The sequence below is a fragment of the Thalassotalea atypica genome, assembly GCF_030295975.1.
In the GTDB taxonomy this organism is placed as follows: domain Bacteria; phylum Pseudomonadota; class Gammaproteobacteria; order Enterobacterales; family Alteromonadaceae; genus Thalassotalea_F; species Thalassotalea_F atypica.
In genome coordinates this window covers 3,265,118-3,284,811 of sequence record NZ_AP027364.1, presented here as the reverse complement: position 1 = coordinate 3,284,811, position 19,694 = coordinate 3,265,118, and the positions used below count along the sequence as shown (strand labels likewise).

Genomic DNA, 19,694 nt, shown 5'->3' with positions numbered 1-19,694 from the left:
GCATAACTAACGAATAGATATATTGGGCGACGTATCAATCTCGCCTTGCATGTCCACCACGGCTAAATTTTCCCCATTCATTAGCACAGCAAAACTGTCCTGATTTTTGCTGCGAATGAACTCTATTTCATAGCCAAATTGATTGAGACTCTTTACCGCAAACTTTTGAGACACCGATAAGCGACTCATTAACGCTCTCCTGTCAACGTCGGCGTGTCGTCGTTCAACAAGTCCTTTGTTTAAAGAGGTAGCTTCCATTTTTACCTTCCTATCTAAATTGTGAGTGGTTAACTTTAACAATAAGTCCTTATTGAACAATAAACAAGCAATGCGCCTTGGTTTTTAATGATTTCTTACAGAAATCAGTTTGTGTGGTTAATCATTTATTTAGATCAGAAAAACTTCAGTGTATAAATATTTACTGAAAACATGATATGAGTGTATAGGGATAATCAATAAAGCTAGCCGTGCTAGTTTTGGCATGTGATAAGTGAAACAATAATGAATGACGCAATAACTGTTAATGAAATAGCAGAAAAAAATTACCAATGGGTTGAAGAAATGGGTTGGCACAACAAAACTGTGTTAGAAGCTTTGGCATTGGTAGCCTCAGAGGTTGGTGAAGCGATAAACGAATGTCGCCATGAGCAGCCAACAGCGGAATTTGGCGAAGAGCTAGCAGACGTTATTTTGCGAGTTCTGGACATTGCTCATTGGCAAGGGATAGACATGGAAAAAGAAATTTTACTTAAAATGGCGAAGAACAAGCAGCGCGGATCTCGAGGCCGCGCTAAATAATTGACTAGCTTGGAGCTAGAAGGCTTGTTAATGCAGAAATAAATTCATCAATATCACTTTTGCTGATGTTTAGATGAGTCACTAAACGCAAATTTTCGCCAGCTGTGATTAACATTCCGTTGTTTTTTAATTGCTCCGCAAGCACTGATATTTTTATCTTTGGGTCAACTTTAGCAAAAACCATATTGGTTGATACATTGCTGACATTTACGGTAAAACCTGGTATTTCATTGAGCTTGGCGGCGAGGTATGCCGCATTGTCATGATCAATTGCTAGCTTTTCAACATTATCTGTTAGCGCAACTTTAGCTGCCGCTGCCAAAATCCCAGCTTGACGCATACCGCCGCCGAGCACTTTACGCCATCGCCTTGCTTTGTTAACGAGTGTTCGACTGCCAAACAATAATGAGCCTATAGGTGCACCTAGTCCTTTGGATAAACAGACCGTCATGCTATCAAAATGTTGAGATATTTCGGTAATATCGACATTAAGCGACGTGGCCGCGTTATAGACTCTCGCGCCGTCTAAATGCAGGTTTAAGTTATGCTTATCGACAAAGTGTCTTAGCTCAGCCAAATAACTCAAAGGCAGCACTTTGCCGTTGATGGTATTTTCAATGCTGATGAGTTTTGTGCGGGCAAAGTGACTATCATCAGGTTTTATTGCTGCCTGAAGTTTACTCAGCGCAAGGGTGCCATCTTTTTCATTTTCAATCGGCTGTGGTTGAATAGAGCCAAGTACTGCCGCGCCGCCGCCTTCAAACTTATAGTTGTGTGCTTGCTGTCCGCATAAATATTCATCCCCACGTTCACAGTGCGCCATTAATGCAAGTAAATTGGCTTGTGTACCTGAGCTGCAAAAAACAGCCGCTTCAAAACCGTGACGCTGCGCCGACCATTGTTCTAATTCATTTACCGTAGGGTCGTCGCCATAAACATCATCACCAACCAATGCTGATGACATTGCCTCGCGCATTTTATTGCAGGGTTGCGTAACGGTGTCGGAACGAAAATCAATCATATAAAGTCCTTATGAAAAGTTTGTAAAAAAAGCCGGTTAAAACACTCAGATTTGACTTAGAAAATAGATAAACCAAGCTCTTCTGCTAGTTTTGAAATCAATTGCATGCCAACGACTGAATTGCCAAAGTTGTTTAGCGGAGGACTCCATGCGCATATCACACCATAATTAGGGACAATAGCTACAATGCCCCCACCTACACCACTTTTGGCGGGCAGCCCCACAGAAAAAGCAAATTCCCCAGATTGGTCGTACATACCACTAGTGGATAAAATCGCATTAACCCGATGCGCGTCCTTTCGACTTAAAATCACTCTGTTATCGCTTGGAGAAATCCCTTTATTGGCCAAAAAAAGTAAGCTTTGGGTCAGTTGCTGACAGGTCATTTCCACTGAACATTGGGTAAAGTAATGGCTAAGCACTTCGGGAATGTCAGCGTCAATGTTATCAAAGCATTTCATCAAATAGGCAAGCGCCGCATTTCGATTACCATGAGCTAGCTCTGATTGATAAACGTCCATGTTCACATGAATATTTTCATCGCCGGCCAAGGAGCGAACAAAGTTCAAAAAAGCCAACTTACTCGAAGAATAGTGACTTGCTAATACGTCAGACACTAATAACGCACCTGCATTAATCACAGGATTTCTTGGAATACCTTTTTCCCACTCCAATTGAATTATTGAATTGAAGGGTTGACCCGAAGGCTCCATATTTACCCGTTTCCACAATGAGTCACCGACGCGGTTCATTGCCATAACCAGGCCAAATATTTTCGATATACTTTGAATTGAAAAGCGCTGCTGGTAATTGCCTGCGCCCACCACATTACCATCTAACGTGGAAATGCAAACTCCCATTGAACTAGGCAGTACCTTTGCCAATGCTGGAATATAGTCTGCCACTGCGCCTTGTAGATAATGTTGACTTTGTTCAATCAACAATTCGTTCATTCTTGCTTGTAAATTTGACTGATTGTATTTCAATGTTAACGTGTCTCTGTCAGTGATATTGCTCTTGTCAAAAGAGTCCTGATTATGCACTAACTAAATAAAATAGCTAACCCGTCAGCTTAAGAGATATTGCTGATGATGAAATCGTTTGGACAAATTGCTTCTCGTTTGTTTTTTATGTATCGAGCATGCCTAGCACCTTATCTTCCAGTTCTCTATTTTCAGAGAATATTGAATTGGCGGCTTCTTCCAAATTTAAGCCTTTTTCTATCAACTCGCTCATTAATGCCAAGAACTCTTGCTCGGAATCTGTCGGCGATGGATTAACCGAATTAAACAGTGCCATAAAAATGTCTCACTATTGTTTTTCCATTTTATTACGCAGTTTATGTGCCAACTACTGAAATTCCATAAGCAATGCACTTGGGTTCGTAGTGCCCCGTTGAAACGATATGTTTAGAGTGGGTTAAGGTTAGCCGCCTTGCGAGACGACATAGAAATACCAACAACTTTAACACTTGTAATAACTTAACCTTCTAAATCTAAATCAAAATAAGAATAATTATCATTTGCATGAATGGTTTTGAGTGATACTATGTCTCGGTTATTTTGACTATCAATCGGAAAGGAAATGAATACATTAAAGCTATCAACACTTGCTATGGCAATTTCACTTACAACTGTCGTACAAGCAGAAATGAATGATGCGCCGGATAACTTAGAAGTTATTGAAGTTAAAGGGCATTACCTTCGAGGGTATAATGCTCATAGTGCCAGTGGTGCTTCGAGATTAGAGCTTGATATTATTGATATTCCGCAATCTGTGTCTGTTATTACTGACAGCCAAATGAGTGACTTTAGGTTAAACGATATAGATGCGGTATTAGATACTGCGACCGGTATAAATGTTGAGCGGATAGAAACGGATCGTACCTATTACACCGCACGTGGTTTTGATGTGACTAATTTCCAAGTCGATGGTGTTGGTTTACCTTTAACATCAGGTAATAATCATGCGGATGAAGATACAGCCATTTATGATCGTATTGAAGTTATTCGAGGTGCTAACGGCTTAATGACCGGTGTTGGTAATCCTTCTGCAACCATTAACTTTATTCGTAAGCGTCCTACGACTGAAAATAGCTTTTCAATTAATGGCACTATGGGCAGTTGGAATAGCGCACGCGTTGAGCTTGACGGTAGTTATCATATCAACGATGACACAGCAGTTCGTGGTGTTTTAGTTACCGAGGACGCAGAGTCTTATTTAGACCGATACGAAAAAGAAAAGAATATTTTCTACGTATTCATTTCTCATCAGCTTTTTGAAAATACGGAAGTTTCATTGAGCCATTCAATTAACGACAGCAAGGCGTCAGGTAACAATTGGGGCGCAAACCCTTTATTTTATAGCGATGGGAGTCCAACAGATTACCATGAGTCAACTAATACCTCTGCTGACTGGTCTAACTGGGACATTAAGAAAGAAAATACTGTCGTAGAGTTAAGTCACATCTTTGAGAATAGCTGGCAACTGCGTGGTACGTATTCTCACAAATCAACAGATGAAGATACTGAGTTATTTTATGTTTATGGTACGCCCGATAAAGAAACCGAACTGGGCTTATACGGCTATGCCAGTGAATACGATAATGACGACAAGCATGACTTAGTCGATATCTATCTTTCTGGTGATTTTGACTTGTTCGAACGTACCCATGAGTTTGTTATTGGCGTGAATCATTCATCGATGGAAGGTAAAGAAGTTTCTTTATACGATTACACTACAGGTAACGGTTTCCCTGCGTTACCACCGCTTGATGAGTGGGATGGGAACACACCTAAACCAACATTTAATGATGGTGAAGTCGGCTCAGACATTGAGCGAACACAAAAAGCACTTTATTTCACAGGTCGTTTTAGCATAAATGATGATTTTCACTTCCTAGCAGGTGGTCGTTTTAATGATTGGAAAATAGAAGGAGATTCTTACGGCGTTTTGCAAGATGCAGATGATAAAGAATTTATTCCATACATTGGTGGTGTTTATCAGCTAACAGATAACACCGTACTATATGCCAGTTATACTGAAACTTTTGTGTCTCAGACAGAGCTAGACATTAACAATAAAGTACTTGACCCCATTACAGGTGAAAGCCAAGAAGTGGGCTTTAAAACCAGTCTTTATGATGACAATTTACTCGCAACAGTTACCTACTTTGAAACAGTACAGGAAAACGTTGCCAAGCTAGATCCCGCTACCGCCCACCTTTCACCTGAGCAACAAAGGTATATTGGTGTTACAGGTATTGAAACGGACGGCTATGAAATTGATGTCGCGGGTGAAGTATTGCCTGGTTTACAAACCAGCATAGGTTTTACCAGTTTTAATATTGACGGTGATGATGTTGTTGCCGACTACACACCAGAAACATTATTCAAATTTGCAGCGGTTTATAGTTTTCCTCAATTGGAAGGTCTATCTGCTGGGGTAAATGTGCGCTGGCAAGACGATATTTCTCGTGATCAAGGTGTTGTTGCTGAGGGCTACGATAATGCAGGCGATATTATTGTGACAGCGCAAGACAGCTACGCCATTGTTGATTTGATGGTGCGTTATGAAATTACTTCTGATGTTTCTGTTAGCTTTAATGCTAAAAACGTCACTGATGAGAAATATCTAACGAGTTTATATTGGGCGCAGGGTTTTTATGGCACGCCAGCGAATTACTCTGCCACGATAAGTTGGGCACTGTAATTTTATATCCAATTAGTTGGAGCAAAGCGCTGTTAACACGGTGCTTTGTTCAAACTGGTATATAGAGAAAAACATGCGAAAAAAATTGTTTAGATGGCACTCTATCAGTGCCCTAATTGCGCTTATTCCTATCATGGTGATTGCCGTTACTGGCAGCATTTTGGTGTTCAAAGTTGAACTTGATACTTGGCTTATGCCTGAGCATATGACAGTGGCGGCAACTGAGTATCAAGAAAGAGCAAACTTAAATACGTTAATTTTAAAAGTAGCCAATACGCACCCCAATTATCTCATGGGGAGTTGGGAACTATTTGACGACAAAGCCCGTGCAGATACAGCTTATATAATCCATAAAGGCACAGGTCAATGGTATAAACTTTATGTCGATCAATATCAAGGCAACCTGCTATCGACTCCAGTATCTGTTACCCACGATATTACTGATTGGTTATTGTCATTGCATTATACGTTTTTGCTCGACTTTACAGGCACGGTACTTGGCTCCGTATTCGCTGTCATCTTATTGTTTTTGGGTGTCAGCGGTATCATCTTACACCGCAACTTTTGGTCAAAATTATTCACTCTCAGGTTTTCTGCTGCAAGACGAGTGTTTTTCAGTGATGTTCATAAATTCATCGGCATCATGTCGTCACCGATACTGCTGATCTTAGCCATTACAGGCGGGTATTATAATATTGCCGCAGTAGTTCACGAAGTCAGTGAACATATTGAGGCACATCCGTTACTCATTGAGCCTTTGTATAGCGACTCTCTGGATTTTCAGCAGTTGTTGGACAACACCCGCACCGACATCTCTGATTACAGGGCCACGTACATGACGTTTCCTTTTGAGCCGGATTTACACATTACATTTTATGGTGAAGTGCCGACCGGAAATCCACTAACTAGTGAATACGCTAGTATGATCACCTACCACAGGGAATCAGGGGAAAATATACTCAATTATGATATACGCAGCGCGAACACCATTAATGTCATAGTTGATACGTTCAGAAAGCTACATTTTGGCTATTTTGCTGGCCTACCAAGTAAAGTGATCTGGTGTATTTTAGGTTTATCACCTTTTTGGTTATCACTCACTGGGCTCTATTTCTACTGGTTTAGAAATAGGCGTAAAACTAGCTTAAGAGAACGTGTGATAACACCCGCGTAGTTTGTGCCATTAGTTATGTTTTAATGTGTGAGTTGCCATAGCGATAGTTTTGTCGATAGGCTGATGGTAGCTCACCAAAAAATAGCCGAAACTGTTTACTGAAATAGCTATGGCCGTTAAAGCCCGTATCATCACCTATCTGCGCAATTGGAATATTGGTCTCAACTAATAATTTACGGGCATTTTCTAGTCGTATTTCATTAATAAACTGTTTTGGTGTTTTCGCTAAATGGCGTTTAAATCGTCTTTCCAATGCACTGATGGACAAATGCGTAACTTCGGCTAAATCTTCAATGGTGATTTGTTGATGATAGTTTTTTCGAATGTACTCGACGGGTACTTTCACCGCTTCAACGTTGGACAATACTTTAGCTTGTTTTTCTAGGTGCCGTGTAATGCCATAGGTGCCGACGTTAACACCTTGCTCATTTGCTATCGCTCGTTTAGACGTGGCAAACCAAGCGGTATCGCCTGAATGTGTCATATTCACTTCTAGCCTATCTGTTACAGTTATACCTGCAAGGACCTTTTCATCATCACGAATAAATTGTTTTGCTAGATGATCTGGAGAAAAGTCATGATCACTTTTACCAATGATTTTAGTGATGTCTTCAACCCCCTTATGATCAATAAATGCTTGATTAGCGTGGATGAAATTATGATTTATGTCCTTTATCCAAAAAAGAACGTCGGGCAATAAGTCAAACATGCTGATCAACTGTCTTACTCCAACTTGGTGGATAAAGTTGTTAGGCTCACTCAAAATCATGCCATTTATTCCTGATAGCTAAAATAAGGTTTGAAAATGCAAACGCCGAATTTGTTGTATTTTAAACCGAATTATTAATAACATATTTTCCCGCTAAGCTCCTATAGTAATTAGTAGAATAATTCTGACGATGACGTGAATTGATGAAAAAAATTCGAATGGGGATGGTTGGCGGTGGACAAGGGGCATTTATTGGCGCTGTCCATCGCATCGCGGCATTTATGGACGGTGACATCGAGTTGGTCTGTGGCGCCTTTAGTGCTGATAAACAGCGTAGCCTATCTTCTGGACAAGCGCTTTATTTGCCCGAAGAGCGCTGTTATGCCAGTTATGATGAAATGTTCAAACGTGAAGCGCTATTACCTGAAACTGAGCGAATGGAGTTTGTCGTTATTGTTACGCCAAATCATCTGCATTTTCCTGTTGCTATGTCTGCCATAGAACATGGATTTCACGTGTTATCTGATAAACCTGCAACATTAAATTTACCTCAAGCTTTATCGTTAAAGTCGGCCCTTGCACAGCGTCATGTCCTTTATGGTTTAACCCATACCTACAGTGGCTACCCCTTAGTCAAACAAGCTAAACATTTGGTTGCCCAAGGTGAGTTAGGTAATGTTGTTAAAGTGGTGGTGGAATACAGCCAAGGCTGGCTGGCATCAAAAGATGACGAGGTAAGTAAACAAGCAAGCTGGCGCTTAGACCCTGAAACAGCTGGTGCCAGTTGTTGTATGGGGGATATTGGCGTGCACGCCGCAAACTTGGCTGAATATGTTTCAGGGCTAGAAATTACTCAGTTGTGTGCCGATTTAACATCAACTGTGTCGGGGCGTGTGTTAGATGATGATGGCACTGTGATGCTCAAATTTTCAAATAGTGCGAAAGGCGTATTATTAGCCAGTCAAATATCTTTGGGTGATGAGAACAATATCAGGTTGCGAATTTATGGTGATAAGAAGAGCATAGAGTGGTCGCAGCTTGAGCCGAATACTCTATGGCTCAAATCACATAATGAACCCACGCAGCAAATTCGTACAGGCGTTGGTGATATGTGTGAGGCAGCACAGCAAGCCATGCGAACTCCAGCAGGACATCCCGAAGGGTACTTAGAGGCATTTGCCAATATTTATCAAAACTTCGCTCGCCAAATTAAAGCTCATCGTAATGGCGAGGTGGCTGATAATAAGACCTTTGATGTGCCGGGTATTGATGAGGCAATTCGCGGTATGGCGTTTATCGAAAACGTCGTCGGTGCCAGTCAATCCGCATTGAAATGGCATAACATGATCATCGAATCAGAAGGGGGTCATTATGACGCAAATTAAGGGGCCGGGGATTTTTTTAGCCCAATTTGTCCAAGACCATGCACCGTTTAATAGCTTAAACAACATATGCCATTGGGCAGCAAGCTTGGGCTATAAAGCCGTTCAAATTCCAACATGGGATAAACGACTATTTGATTTATCTCTTGCTTACCAAAGCCAAGCTTATTGCGATGAAATTAAAGGGATAGTCTCTGCAGCAGGTTTACAGATCAGTGAATTATCCACCCACCTACAAGGACAATTGGTTGCCGTACACCCCGCCTACGACAAGCAGTTTGATGCCTTCGCTGAAGACGCGGTTAGAAACAACCCAAAGGCGCGAACGGAGTGGGCGATTGAGCAAGTCTCGATGGCGGCAAAAGTCAGTGCCCGTTTAGGACTTAATGCGCACGCCTCCTTTTCTGGCGCATTACTTTGGCAGACTGCATATCCTTGGCCGCAACGTCCAGCAGGTTTAGTTGATGAAGGGTTTAAAGAATTAGGCAAACGTTGGCTTCCTATTTTGAATAAATTTGAGGATGCTGGCGTAGATGTGTGTTTTGAACTTCACCCCGGTGAAGACTTACATGATGGCGTTACCTTTGAGCGTTTTCTTGAGGTAACAGGCAATCATACCCGTGCGAATATATTGTACGACCCAAGTCATTTTGTCTTACAGCAACTCGATTATCTAGCGTTTATTGATATTTATCATGAACGGATCAAAGCCTTTCATGTCAAGGATGCAGAATTTAGACCCAATGGCCGCAGTGGTGTCTATGGTGGTTACCAAGATTGGCAAAATAGGCCGGGTCGATTTCGATCACTAGGTGATGGTCAAATCGACTTCAAACAGATATTTAGTAAGTTAACACAATATGGTTTTGATGGCTGGGCGGTTCTTGAATGGGAATGTTGCTTGAAACACCCAGAAGATGGTGCAAGAGAAGGAGCGCCGTTTATTTCGCAGCAGTTAATAAGAACGCCAGAGCATGCATTTGATGATTTTGCTACCAGTGGCGAAGATGAATCACTTAATCGTGATATTTTGGGCTTGTAATGATGATAGGGAAAGCTATGACGAAGAATATTGATAACAACAAACTCTTTATCGCCTGTTGTTTAGCGCTCACCGTCACTTCTATGACATTTGCGATCAGAGCAGGAATTTTAGGGCAACTAAGTCAAGACTTTGCGCTATCTGATATGCAGCTAGGTTGGGTCAATGCCATGGCATTTTTGGGCTTCCCTATCGCAACAATGTTTGGCGGCCTACTTTATAATTTCATTGGCGCTAAAAAGTTAGTCATTATCGCCTTTGTGGGGCATATATTGGGCTTATTCTTAACCATGTCCGCCGATGGATTTTGGACATTACTTATTTCGAGCTTTTGTATAGGCTTTGCCAATGGTGCGGTTGAAGCAGGTTGTAATCCGTTGATAGCTGAAATGTATCATAAGAATAAAACCACGATGTTAAATCGGTTTCATGTTTGGTTTCCAGGCGGCATCGTTATTGGTGCGCTGATTTCAAAAGCGATGACTGATGTCGGTTTTGGCTGGCAGGCACAAATAGCCGTTATGCTATTGCCCACAATTGCTTATGGTTACTTAGTATTGAGCCAGAAATTCCCTGACAATAAAAACGTGGATACTTCAACAGCTCACAATGTCAAAGCGCTATTCTCGCCTTTATTTATGTTCATGGCCTTTTGCATGACATTAACTGCGACTAGTGAATTAGGTACACAGCAGTGGATTGAACGTATTCTCGGCGCATCGGGCGCATCGCCAATGTTAATTATGGCGATGATTACAGGAGTTATGGCGGTAGGTCGCTTTTTTGCAGGCCCTGTTGTCCGTAAGTTTAACCCTGCTGGTGTCTTACTATATTCTGCTATTGTCACCACCATTGGTATTTATTCAATGAGCTTAGCAACCGGCAGTATGGTATATGTCTCGGCATTGTTATTTGCCCTCGGTGTTACTTACTTCTGGCCGACCATGATAGGTTTTATTGCTGAAAATATTCCACAATCTGGCGCATTAGGTATGTCCATGTTAGGCGGTGCAGGTATGTTTGCAGTCAGTATGTGGAACCCTGTTATTGGTAGCTGGATTGATCAAGCCCGCCAGCAAGCGTTGACGGTAAACAACTCGCCTGAGCTCGCTGAACTAGCTGCAGGTCAAGCAACGCTCGCCAATTTAAGCCTTTTTCCTCTAGTTTTGGTGTTTGCATTTGCAGGACTTGTAATATACATGCGTAAAACGCAACAGTTACGAGAGGCTGCTCTTGAATCATAGTGCTGAGCATTCGTCTATGCGCCTAACCAAGCGCCAATTGCTTAAAACCCTTGCTGGCGCTCTCGGTGCGGGGGTTGCATCTCAATTAATTTCGGGCAAGGCTTTTGCAACAGCGATAAATTATGAAACACAAAAAGTTCGTACCAAAAAATCACGAAAGGTTTTTACGTATGAGCAAATGCAAGTATTAGCCAATATATGTGCCGTCGTACTACCTGAAACAGATACACCTAGTGCGGCTGAATTAGGTGTTCATGGTTTTATCGACCATCAACTCTTTACTTGTTATGACATCGAGCAACAACAACAAACTAAGGCTGTGATTAACACCATTGAGCAGCAAAGCATGACACATTATTCCAGCTCGTTCAATCAAATGAAATCTGAGCAGCAAACCGAATTATTGGTTGCATTAGAGGGAGTTGAATTAGGCTTTACAAGCGCTGATAAAACTCAGTTTGCTTTTTTAAAATCTTTGCTTGTCTTTGGTTACTTTACTACCGAAGTTGGTGCCACACAGGCACTGAATTATCAAGCCGTACCGGGTGAGTTTAAAGGATCGATTCCTTATGATTCTATCGGCAAATCGTATGGCGCTTTGGCGTACTACTAAACAACGGCAATAAATTTGAGAGAGTACTAATGGATCAAGACTTATACATCAATGATACAAGTGAGGTGTACGACGCGCTTGTTATTGGCTCAGGTATCTCAGGTGGCTGGGCAGCAAAAGAGTTTTGTGAACGAGGTTTTAAGACGTTAATGCTTGAACGTGGTCGCATTGTAGAGCACCAAAAGGACTATATTGGTGAGGGTAAACCGGTGTGGCAATATCCAAATCGTATGAAAGTCGACAACCTTTTGGTAGAAGAGCAATATGAAGTTCAAAAGAAATGTTATGCCTTTCATGATGGTACGAAGCACTTTTTTGGCAACGACAAAGATTACCCATACTCGACAGAGAAGGGCACTGATTTTACTTGGATCCGAGCGAATCAGTTAGGCGGTAAATCGTTACTTTGGCACCGACAATCGTACCGGTTCAATAAGCATGATTTTAAGGCAAATAAGCTTGATGGTCACGGCAATGACTGGCCGATACGTTATGAAGAACTTGCGAATTGGTATTCGTATGTAGAAAAACATGTCGGTATTAGCGGTCATGATGACAACTTACCGCAGCTACCTAGTAGTGAATTTTTACCACCATTTGAATGGACAAAGCCAGAGCTTGAATTAAAAACTAAATTTGCAGCACTTTATCCTGAGCGTCCAATGGTCATGGGGCGTGCAGCTCATCTGACTAAACCAAGTCAACTGCACTTGTCACAAGGGCGGGTGCAATGTCAGGCGCGCAATGAATGTCAAAAAGGTTGTTCATTCGGCGCCTATTTTTCCACGCAAAGCTCAACATTGCCTGCTGCTGCTAAAACCGGAAACTTACATATTGCGCCTAATAGCGTGGTACACAGCTTGATTTATGATGAAAAGTCCAATCGAGTCAAAGGTGTTAGAGTCATTGATAACGAGACCTTAGCTACTCGAGAGTATTTCGCTAAAGTAGTGTTTTTGTGCGCCTCTACTTTGGGTTCGACCCAAATTATGCTCAATTCAACGTCAATTAGCTTTCCAAACGGTATTGCCAATAGCTCAGGTGTATTGGGCCATTACCTGATGGACCATGTTTACAACGCAGGTGCCAGTGGTCGAATTGAAGGATATCACGACGAGTTTTATTCGGGTCGACGCCCTACAGGGCCTTACATTCCAAACTTTCAATTTGAACCGTCTAGATATAGACAAGGCTACAAACGTGGTTATGCACTATCTGGCGGTACTGTTCGTGCTAACTGGCAAGGGTTAAGCAATAGTGATGGCATAGGTGCAGGTTTCAAACAGCAACTTACGCAAGCTGGGGATTGGTATTTTGGCTTGCATGCCCAAGGCGAAATGCTTCCTCGGTTTGAAAACCAAGTGTCACTGCATCCGACGAAAAAAGACAAGTGGGGTATGCCACAGCTGCATATCAATTGTCAGTGGTCAGACAATGAAAAAATGATGATGTTAGATGCTGAACAAACCGCCAAGGAAATGCTCACCAAAGCGGGCTTAAAAGATGTCAAAAGTTATAACTCTATTGATAATAATGCACCAGGATTGGCTATTCATGAAGTGGGGACGGCGCGAATGGGAGCGGATTCTAGAAACTCTGTGTTAAATGCCTATAACCAAACTCACGACATTCCCAACTTGTTTGTGACTGATGGCGCAAGCTTTTGCTCATCTGCAGTGGTTAATCCGTCCCTAACCTTTATGGCGTTAACGGTGAGAGCGGTTGACTTTGCTGCAAAAGAAATGAAAGCAAAAAGAATTTAATTCAAATAACGATAAGAAAGACTAACGTGAGAATCACTATGAAATTAGCCAGATTGATGATCTTAGGAGCCATTTTGCTATCAATGACAACTGTGGCCAATGCAAAGCAAGAGTACACGGCTATGCCGCAAATCAGTGTTCAATTATGGTCAGTTAAAGAAGACGTGAAAGCTGACTTCACCGGAACATTAAGTGCTTTGGCAAATATGGGCTTTACAGGTGTTGAATTTGCTAACGAGTTTGGCGAATTTTCAGGGGACGCAGCGGCGGTTAAACGAGTGCTTGACCAGTTAGGGCTAAAAGGAAGTGGCGCGCATATCTCCTTTGAACAACTTAACGACAAAAACTTTGATGAAACCATCGCTTTTTATCAAACGCTAGGTGTTGATATGTTAATTGTTGGCTGGGACGAGCGAGCGTGGCACCCCGAAGGGATTAAAGAAGTCGTATTTTTACTCAATAAGCTAGCAAAAAAGCTTGAGCCCTTTGGCATAAAAACAGGCTTTCATAATCACGATCATGAATTCAATGCATACAATAACTCAACTTATTGGGACTATTTGGCGCAGCACACCTCCCACAATGTTGTGCTGCAACAAGATGTTGGTTGGACAACGTATGCCGGAAAAGACCCTATAGATTATGTTAAACGCTACCCTGGGCGCACGATTACAACTCACTACAAAGTTAAATTGCCTAAAGGTGTAACGGGAAAATTACCGTTTATTGGGCAAGATACCATCGACTGGGTGGGATTATCTAAAACCAATATTGCCGTAGGTGGCACAAGATGGTTTGTCGTTGAACAGGAAGAGTATCCTAATGGTATTTCGCCGCTAGAAGCAGTCAAAATTTCCAAACAAGGATTAGACAAAATCCTCAATAAACTTTAACGCTTTATCCATACTTTTTAGAACCAAAATTTTCGGTTGAACATACAGAGAAGTTACATGAATAGATTAAATCATTACTTACGCTCATCAATAGGCGCTATCAAAGGTGGCGCCGTGTCTTTGTTTATGGTCTTGCAGCCATTGGCATTTGCTCATGACAATGTCTTAACAGAGAAGGAAGAAAAACAAGGTTGGCAATTGCTGTTTAATGGTAAAGACATGTCGGCATGGCGCAATTTCAAACAATCAGGTTTAAGCGATAAGTGGCAAGTGATTGAGGGGGAAATTCGTCTTACTGAAAAAGGCGGCGGCGATATACTGACAAAAGATAAGTACCAAAACTTTGATTTGAAACTGGAGTGGAAAATCTCAAAAGCGGGCAACAGTGGTATTTTTGTTATGGCTGATGAGCTTGGTAAGCAAATATATTCTCATGCGATTGAAGTGCAAATACTTGATAATCAGCGCCATAGTGATAACAAAATAGACTCGCATTTATCAGGCTCATTATATGATTTAATCGCATCACCCAAAACATCACATAAACCAGCAGGACAGTGGAATCAGGTACGTATTTTATTAAATAAAAATGCACTAAAAGTATGGCAAAACCAAGTACAAACTGTCGATATTAGCATTGGCAGCGAGCAATGGAATAAATTAGTCACCAAAAGTAAATTCAGTGACTGGCAAGGTTTTGCTGGCGCAGAGATAGGCCATATTGGCTTGCAGGATCACAGTGATCCGGTTGCCTTTAAAAACATTAAAATAAAAGCATTATAACGTGGTAAATATGATGAAAGATTTTGACTATCAGGTTGTCGTTGTTGGCTCTGGAGCTGGTGGAGCTATGGCTGCATATACGTTGGCGAAAGCGGGTCATAAAGTATTAATGCTAGAAGCCGGGCGGGATTACGATCCAAAAACTGAAACGCCGATGTTTAAAACCAATGGCCAAGCGCCATTGATGGGTGCGGGTAATGTGGATAAGGATTTTGGTTTTTACGATGCAACCGTAGATGGCGGTTGGACCGTGCCGAATGAGCCTTACACGACCGGTAAAGATTCTGACTTTCTTTGGTGGCGAGCACGTATGCTTGGCGGTAGAACCAACCACTGGGGCAGGTATTCATTACGCTTTAGTGAACATGATTTTAAGGGTAAGTCGCGCGATGGTTTAGGTGCTGATTGGCCTTTTGAATATCAGGAGCTCGCGCCTTGGTATGATAAAACAGAAGCATTAGTTGGCATATGTGGCACTAATACAGGGCTGGACGATATGCCTGATTCAGCTGAAGGTGTGTTACAACCGCCCCCTAAACCTAGAGTACCTGAATTGCTTGTAGCTGCTGCGGCTAAGAAATTGGGTATTCCTGCCGTTCCTATGCATCGCGCAGTGTTAACACGTCCTAAAGATGACAGACAAGCCTGTTTTTACGCAACCCCGTGTGGTCATGGCTGCTCGATTGGTGCCGCTTTTCAAACCACCACATCTCTAATTCCTATGGCGTTAGCGACGGGCAATTTGAAAATTATCACCGATGCTATGGTGCGTAAGGTTGATGTCGATAGTAAAGGAAAAGTAAATGGTTTGACTTATGTTGATAAGAAAACCAGCCAAGATATTAAGATCCCAGCTAAGGTTGTTATTCTTGCCGCTAGTGCTTGTGAATCAGCAAGACTGTTATTAAATTCAAAAAGTGAACATCACCCTAATGGTTTAGCGAATTCAAGTATGCAAGTTGGCCGAAATATTATGGACTCAACTGGTACTGGACTTGGCGCACATATTCCCGCTTTAGAAGGGCGACCAATATACAATGAAGATGGACATACTGCTAACCACTTATTTATTCCATGGTGGGGACATAAGAGTCAGACAAAAGGAGAACTTGATTTTCCACGAGGCTATCACTTTGAGTTAGGCACAGGCTTTAGAGCGCCAGGTGCAGGTGTTAGCGGTGACTTGCAGGGCTATGGTAAATCGCTAAAGGAGCAAGCTAAAAAACACTATGGCGCTGGTGTTTACTTGGCATTGCGTGGTGAGATGTTACCGAATGAACATTGTTATATGGAAATTGACGAAGCGGTTAGGGATAAGTGGGGTATACCCGTGGCCAAGTTTCATTGGAAATGGTCAGAGCATGAATTAAAACAAGTGGAGCATGGTTTAAAAACAGCGAAAGCAATTTTAGAAACTATGGGGGCCACTTTCACAGAGCCACTGCCAAGTGCAGAGCAAGCGATTTTAAAAGGTGGTCAAATCATCCATGAGGTAGGCAGTACCCGTATGGGAGAATCGCCAAAAGAGTCAGTTACCAATCAATATGGCCAAACTTGGGACTGTGACAACGTATTTGTTATGGATGCTGGGGTTTTTGCCTCAAATCCACATAAAAACTGTACTTTAACGATCATGACATTAGCAATGCGTAATGCCACTTGGTTGGCAGAGCAGTTAACAAACGGGGAGCTTTAATCATGGCCAAAGTCATTAAAAATGATAAAGGTGCGCTATATCAATCAACAATCAGCCGTCGAGAGTCTTTAAAGTGGCTAGGAGTATTGTCTGCAAGTGCCTTATTGCCTTCCCTTGTGGGTTGTGACGTCAATGATAAGGCTGTAGATGTCGCCAAAGAAGCGATCAAAGGGCATTGGCCTGATTTATCTTTACCGCCCATTTCGGTGAAAGGTTACGGTAAAGATCCGGATATGATCATTCCGCCATCATCACCTTGGCCAAAAACGTTGTCAGCTGAACATTTAACGCTAGTTGCCATACTTGCTGATATTCTCGTGCCTCGAGACGGCGATGTGCCGTCGGCAACGGAAGTGAATGTTCCTGATGTTATTGATGAGTGGGTCAGCGCGCCATATAAAAGACAACAGGACGATCGTTTAACGATTCTTTCGATGTTGGTATGGATAGATGATGAGTCTACGTTAAGGTTTGCTAAAGGATTTGCCGGCCTTTCGTCGGTAGAGCAGCTAATGATTATGGATGATGTCGCTTATCACACAGATGAAACGCCCGCACAATATAAGCGAGTAGCCGCTGCGTTTAGCCGATTTAGAAAACTGGCATTAGCCGCATTCTTTTGTAGTCCCGAGGGCACCAAAGATTTGGGCTATGTTGGTAACGTCCCTATTGCAGGGGACTACCCAGGACCTACCGATGAAGCTATGGAACATTTAAATAAGGCCCTTGCTAATTTGGGCTTAGCCCTTTAATAAATGAGAAAGACAAGCCATAAAGCACACAGCGCTTTATGGCTTGCCTCGTTGTGATAACTGATGAGGAAATGTCAGCCTTGGTCCAGACGATCGCTTAATAACTGCCTAATGTGCTCTGTGGGAGCCGCTGTAATTGCAAGTTCGGTGTGTTTTTGTCCTAGCACGAATTCGCCACTGCGAAAAAGCAAGTCTGCTTGTACTGCATGCCAATGATAAGATTGTTCAAGCCAATGAGGGATGTTGGCAGACTTCAATACTGCTAATCCTGCTTGTGGGCCTTGGCACTCTGCTGTTGCTATGGCTCGATTGAGAAAATGCAGTGGTGATGGAGCAATGCGTTCTAGTAACTGATATGACGCGATAATTTTATCCCATCGTGTTTGGCTAAATGAGGGCGACAAGGCATGCTCAGCAGCAATCCCTGCCTCGATATGATAGCGTGAAATATTATCGCCAGAGGCTGAATATGCGAGTAACTCCATAGCTATTTTTGTTAGTTGGGGATCCCACATCTTACGGTCTTGGTGTTCTAATAATAACAAGGTTCCGTTGTCTTTTTGCCGTGCTTTAATTCTGGCAAGATGAAAATACATTAATGCCAACAAAGCATAACTATTAGGTAAATCGCCCAATTGATGTTCAACTAACAGCCCCGCCAGTCGGATTGCTTCTTCACATAAATCGTGTCGAATGGCGATATCAGGGTGTGAAGATAAATAGCCTTCAGTAAACATTAAGTATAAAATTTGATGTATTGATGATAGTCGAGCAACTACCTCATTATTCGTTAGATTATCCAATGTTAACACCTGTTTTTTAAGGTGCTGCTTGGCTCGACTATAGCGTTTGTAAGCATTTGCTTCTGTCATGAATAGTCTAAGAGCAATCTCCCTAATGCTAAAACCACATAAACTTTTTAAGGTGAATACTAACTTAGATTCAGCAGGGATAGCATCGTTACAAACAGCAAACAACATGCATAACATTGAATCGTTTATCTCGCTGGAAAAACTAATGTCTTGATGTTCATTGAAGTCATCTTTTTTTATGGCATGATGCTCAGCCAGCAAATCGTTATGATGCTTGCTTGTTTTAAACTCTGATAAAAGACGATTATAGGCGACTCGATAAAGCCAAGCTGATGGGTTTTCTGGAATGTTTTCATTGCCCCAAAATTCTAATGCTTGCGCTAACGCCCATTGGACACAATCCTCAATAGTGTCAATGTACTGCATATTTGTTCGGCGCGATAAAATCGCCACAAGTTTACCGTACTCATGGCGAAATAATTGCTCTACTTGTGTTTTTTTATGACTCAAGGCGTGCAAATTTCTCGTATCTCAATACTGGTTCCTGCATTTGAAACCATGGGGCTAGCTTTGATTACAGCAATTGCTTGTTCTAAGGTGTGTGCAGTTAGCATCATATAACCGCCAACCACTTCTTTAAGCTCAATGAAAGGGCCATCGGTAACTTGGTCGTGTCTCACTACACTAGCTACTGAGCCGAGCTTGTTGCCCATGTCTAGTATGTTGTCAGCGAACTCTTGTTGCCAAGCTTGGTATTTGGCATACATTATTTCCATTTCGGAAGGAGAAGGTTTTTCACACGTTCCCGTAGCACTACGTAAAATGCACATATAGGTGTTATTTTTCATTTCATACTCCGTTATAAATTCATCTTTTTTTGTCATTAACGTAATTCAATGACAATGTAATAACATCTCAACCTTTGCTTTTTGGACACTCAATGAACTTTTTTCTAAAACTTTTAATAAAATTTGAGCTTAGACTAATGTCAGCATAGCGAACAGTTTTCTTACAACATTGTTGTAATCATTAAGTGGCATCGCATTTAGCCGATTCGATTCAATACTTAAAACTCAATACAGAATTCAAACACTACTTCCAATGTTTAGTTTTACCGATAGAGAATAAATGAATAACATTGTATCAACTGATAAAGGTGGCCAATATGAAAAAAGAAGTTGGTTAAATACATGCTGGCTCAAGGGGCTGATTTAAACTTAGCGGTAATGTCAGAAACCGATAGAATCCATAAACTTAGCAGTCTACTTAACGGTGCTTAGATAAAAGATGTCCGCAATTAC

General features: G+C 41.9%; 19 protein-coding genes. 12 read left to right on the top strand and 7 right to left on the bottom strand.

The features are described 5' to 3' along the window. Positions 1 to 6 precede the first annotated feature (6 nt). Positions 7 to 258 (bottom strand): hypothetical protein, encoded by a 252-nt coding sequence (locus tag QUE03_RS15110; protein WP_286262774.1) that lies wholly within the window; start codon positions 256 to 258, stop codon positions 7 to 9. A gap of 243 nt (positions 259 to 501) precedes the next feature. Between QUE03_RS15110 and QUE03_RS15105 the strand changes: the two genes are divergently transcribed. Continuing rightward, positions 502 to 798 carry a MazG nucleotide pyrophosphohydrolase domain-containing protein gene (locus QUE03_RS15105; protein WP_286262773.1) on the top strand — a complete coding sequence of 99 codons (297 nt, stop codon included), beginning with the start codon at positions 502 to 504 and terminating at the stop codon, positions 796 to 798. A 4-nt stretch (positions 799 to 802) separates the two neighbouring features. Here QUE03_RS15105 and ltaE read toward each other — a convergent pair whose 3' ends face one another. From ltaE to QUE03_RS15090, 3 genes are all read right to left on the bottom strand, one after another. After that, complete coding sequence (gene ltaE, locus QUE03_RS15100; protein WP_286262772.1) at positions 803 to 1,819, bottom strand: low-specificity L-threonine aldolase; 1,017 nt, start codon at positions 1,817 to 1,819, stop codon at positions 803 to 805. Between the two features lie 56 nt (positions 1,820 to 1,875). Then, complete coding sequence (locus tag QUE03_RS15095) at positions 1,876 to 2,805, bottom strand: glutaminase (protein WP_434019782.1); 930 nt, start codon at positions 2,803 to 2,805, stop codon at positions 1,876 to 1,878. Positions 2,806 to 2,947: 142 nt separating this feature from the next. Continuing rightward, complete coding sequence (locus QUE03_RS15090) at positions 2,948 to 3,118, bottom strand: hypothetical protein (RefSeq protein ID WP_286262771.1); 171 nt, start codon at positions 3,116 to 3,118, stop codon at positions 2,948 to 2,950. A 285-nt stretch (positions 3,119 to 3,403) separates the two neighbouring features. On the opposite strand from QUE03_RS15090, the gene QUE03_RS15085 reads away from it, so the two are divergent. Together QUE03_RS15085 and QUE03_RS15080 are read left to right on the top strand one after the other, a co-directional pair. Continuing rightward, complete coding sequence (locus QUE03_RS15085; protein ID WP_286262770.1) at positions 3,404 to 5,530, top strand: TonB-dependent siderophore receptor; 2,127 nt, start codon at positions 3,404 to 3,406, stop codon at positions 5,528 to 5,530. 73 nt (positions 5,531 to 5,603) lie between these two features. Continuing rightward, positions 5,604 to 6,704: a PepSY-associated TM helix domain-containing protein gene (locus tag QUE03_RS15080; protein ID WP_286262769.1), complete on the top strand. Its 1,101-nt coding sequence runs from the start codon at positions 5,604 to 5,606 to the stop codon at positions 6,702 to 6,704. Between the two features lie 13 nt (positions 6,705 to 6,717). Here QUE03_RS15080 and QUE03_RS15075 read toward each other — a convergent pair whose 3' ends face one another. Continuing rightward, on the bottom strand, positions 6,718 to 7,473 hold the full coding sequence (locus QUE03_RS15075) for an AraC family transcriptional regulator (protein ID WP_286262768.1): 756 nt from the start codon (positions 7,471 to 7,473) through the stop codon (positions 6,718 to 6,720). A 143-nt stretch (positions 7,474 to 7,616) separates the two neighbouring features. Here QUE03_RS15075 and QUE03_RS15070 point away from each other — a divergent pair, with 143 nt between their 5' ends. Genes QUE03_RS15070 through QUE03_RS15030 form a run of 9 tightly spaced genes read left to right on the top strand, consistent with a single transcriptional unit; the run spans position 7,617 to position 17,581 of the window. After that, positions 7,617 to 8,798 (top strand): Gfo/Idh/MocA family protein, encoded by a 1,182-nt coding sequence (locus tag QUE03_RS15070; RefSeq protein WP_286262767.1) that lies wholly within the window; start codon positions 7,617 to 7,619, stop codon positions 8,796 to 8,798. Beyond that, positions 8,785 to 9,837, top strand: a complete 1,053-nt coding sequence (locus tag QUE03_RS15065) for a sugar phosphate isomerase/epimerase family protein (protein WP_286262766.1) — start codon at positions 8,785 to 8,787, stop codon at positions 9,835 to 9,837. Before QUE03_RS15070 ends, QUE03_RS15065 begins: the two co-directional genes overlap by 14 nt. 17 nt (positions 9,838 to 9,854) lie before the next feature. After that, complete coding sequence (locus QUE03_RS15060) at positions 9,855 to 11,081, top strand: MFS transporter (RefSeq protein WP_286262765.1); 1,227 nt, start codon at positions 9,855 to 9,857, stop codon at positions 11,079 to 11,081. Then, the gene (locus QUE03_RS15055; protein ID WP_286262764.1) at positions 11,071 to 11,694 is read left to right on the top strand and encodes a gluconate 2-dehydrogenase subunit 3 family protein; all 624 of its coding nucleotides are present in this window, start codon (positions 11,071 to 11,073) and stop codon (positions 11,692 to 11,694) included. Before QUE03_RS15060 ends, QUE03_RS15055 begins: the two co-directional genes overlap by 11 nt. Positions 11,695 to 11,723: 29 nt before the next feature. Next, positions 11,724 to 13,457, top strand: coding sequence for a GMC oxidoreductase (locus tag QUE03_RS15050; protein ID WP_286262763.1), 1,734 nt, complete (start codon positions 11,724 to 11,726; stop codon positions 13,455 to 13,457). Positions 13,458 to 13,495: 38 nt separating this feature from the next. Further along, a complete protein-coding gene (locus QUE03_RS15045; protein WP_286262760.1) occupies positions 13,496 to 14,350 on the top strand; it encodes a sugar phosphate isomerase/epimerase family protein in 855 nt (284 codons plus the stop codon). Between the two features lie 57 nt (positions 14,351 to 14,407). Then, positions 14,408 to 15,133, top strand: coding sequence for a 3-keto-disaccharide hydrolase (locus QUE03_RS15040; protein ID WP_286262759.1), 726 nt, complete (start codon positions 14,408 to 14,410; stop codon positions 15,131 to 15,133). A 10-nt stretch (positions 15,134 to 15,143) separates the two neighbouring features. Then, on the top strand, positions 15,144 to 16,829 hold the full coding sequence (locus QUE03_RS15035) for a GMC family oxidoreductase (RefSeq protein ID WP_286262758.1): 1,686 nt from the start codon (positions 15,144 to 15,146) through the stop codon (positions 16,827 to 16,829). A gap of 2 nt (positions 16,830 to 16,831) precedes the next feature. Next, complete coding sequence (locus QUE03_RS15030; RefSeq protein WP_286262757.1) at positions 16,832 to 17,581, top strand: gluconate 2-dehydrogenase subunit 3 family protein; 750 nt, start codon at positions 16,832 to 16,834, stop codon at positions 17,579 to 17,581. A gap of 74 nt (positions 17,582 to 17,655) precedes the next feature. Here the strand turns inward: QUE03_RS15030 and QUE03_RS15025 are convergent, their stop codons facing one another. Beyond that, positions 17,656 to 18,903 carry an RNA polymerase sigma factor gene (locus QUE03_RS15025; RefSeq protein WP_286262756.1) on the bottom strand — a complete coding sequence of 416 codons (1,248 nt, stop codon included), beginning with the start codon at positions 18,901 to 18,903 and terminating at the stop codon, positions 17,656 to 17,658. Beyond that, positions 18,900 to 19,241 carry a YciI family protein gene (locus QUE03_RS15020; protein ID WP_286262755.1) on the bottom strand — a complete coding sequence of 114 codons (342 nt, stop codon included), beginning with the start codon at positions 19,239 to 19,241 and terminating at the stop codon, positions 18,900 to 18,902. Before QUE03_RS15020 ends, QUE03_RS15025 begins: the two co-directional genes overlap by 4 nt. Positions 19,242 to 19,694 lie beyond the last annotated feature (453 nt).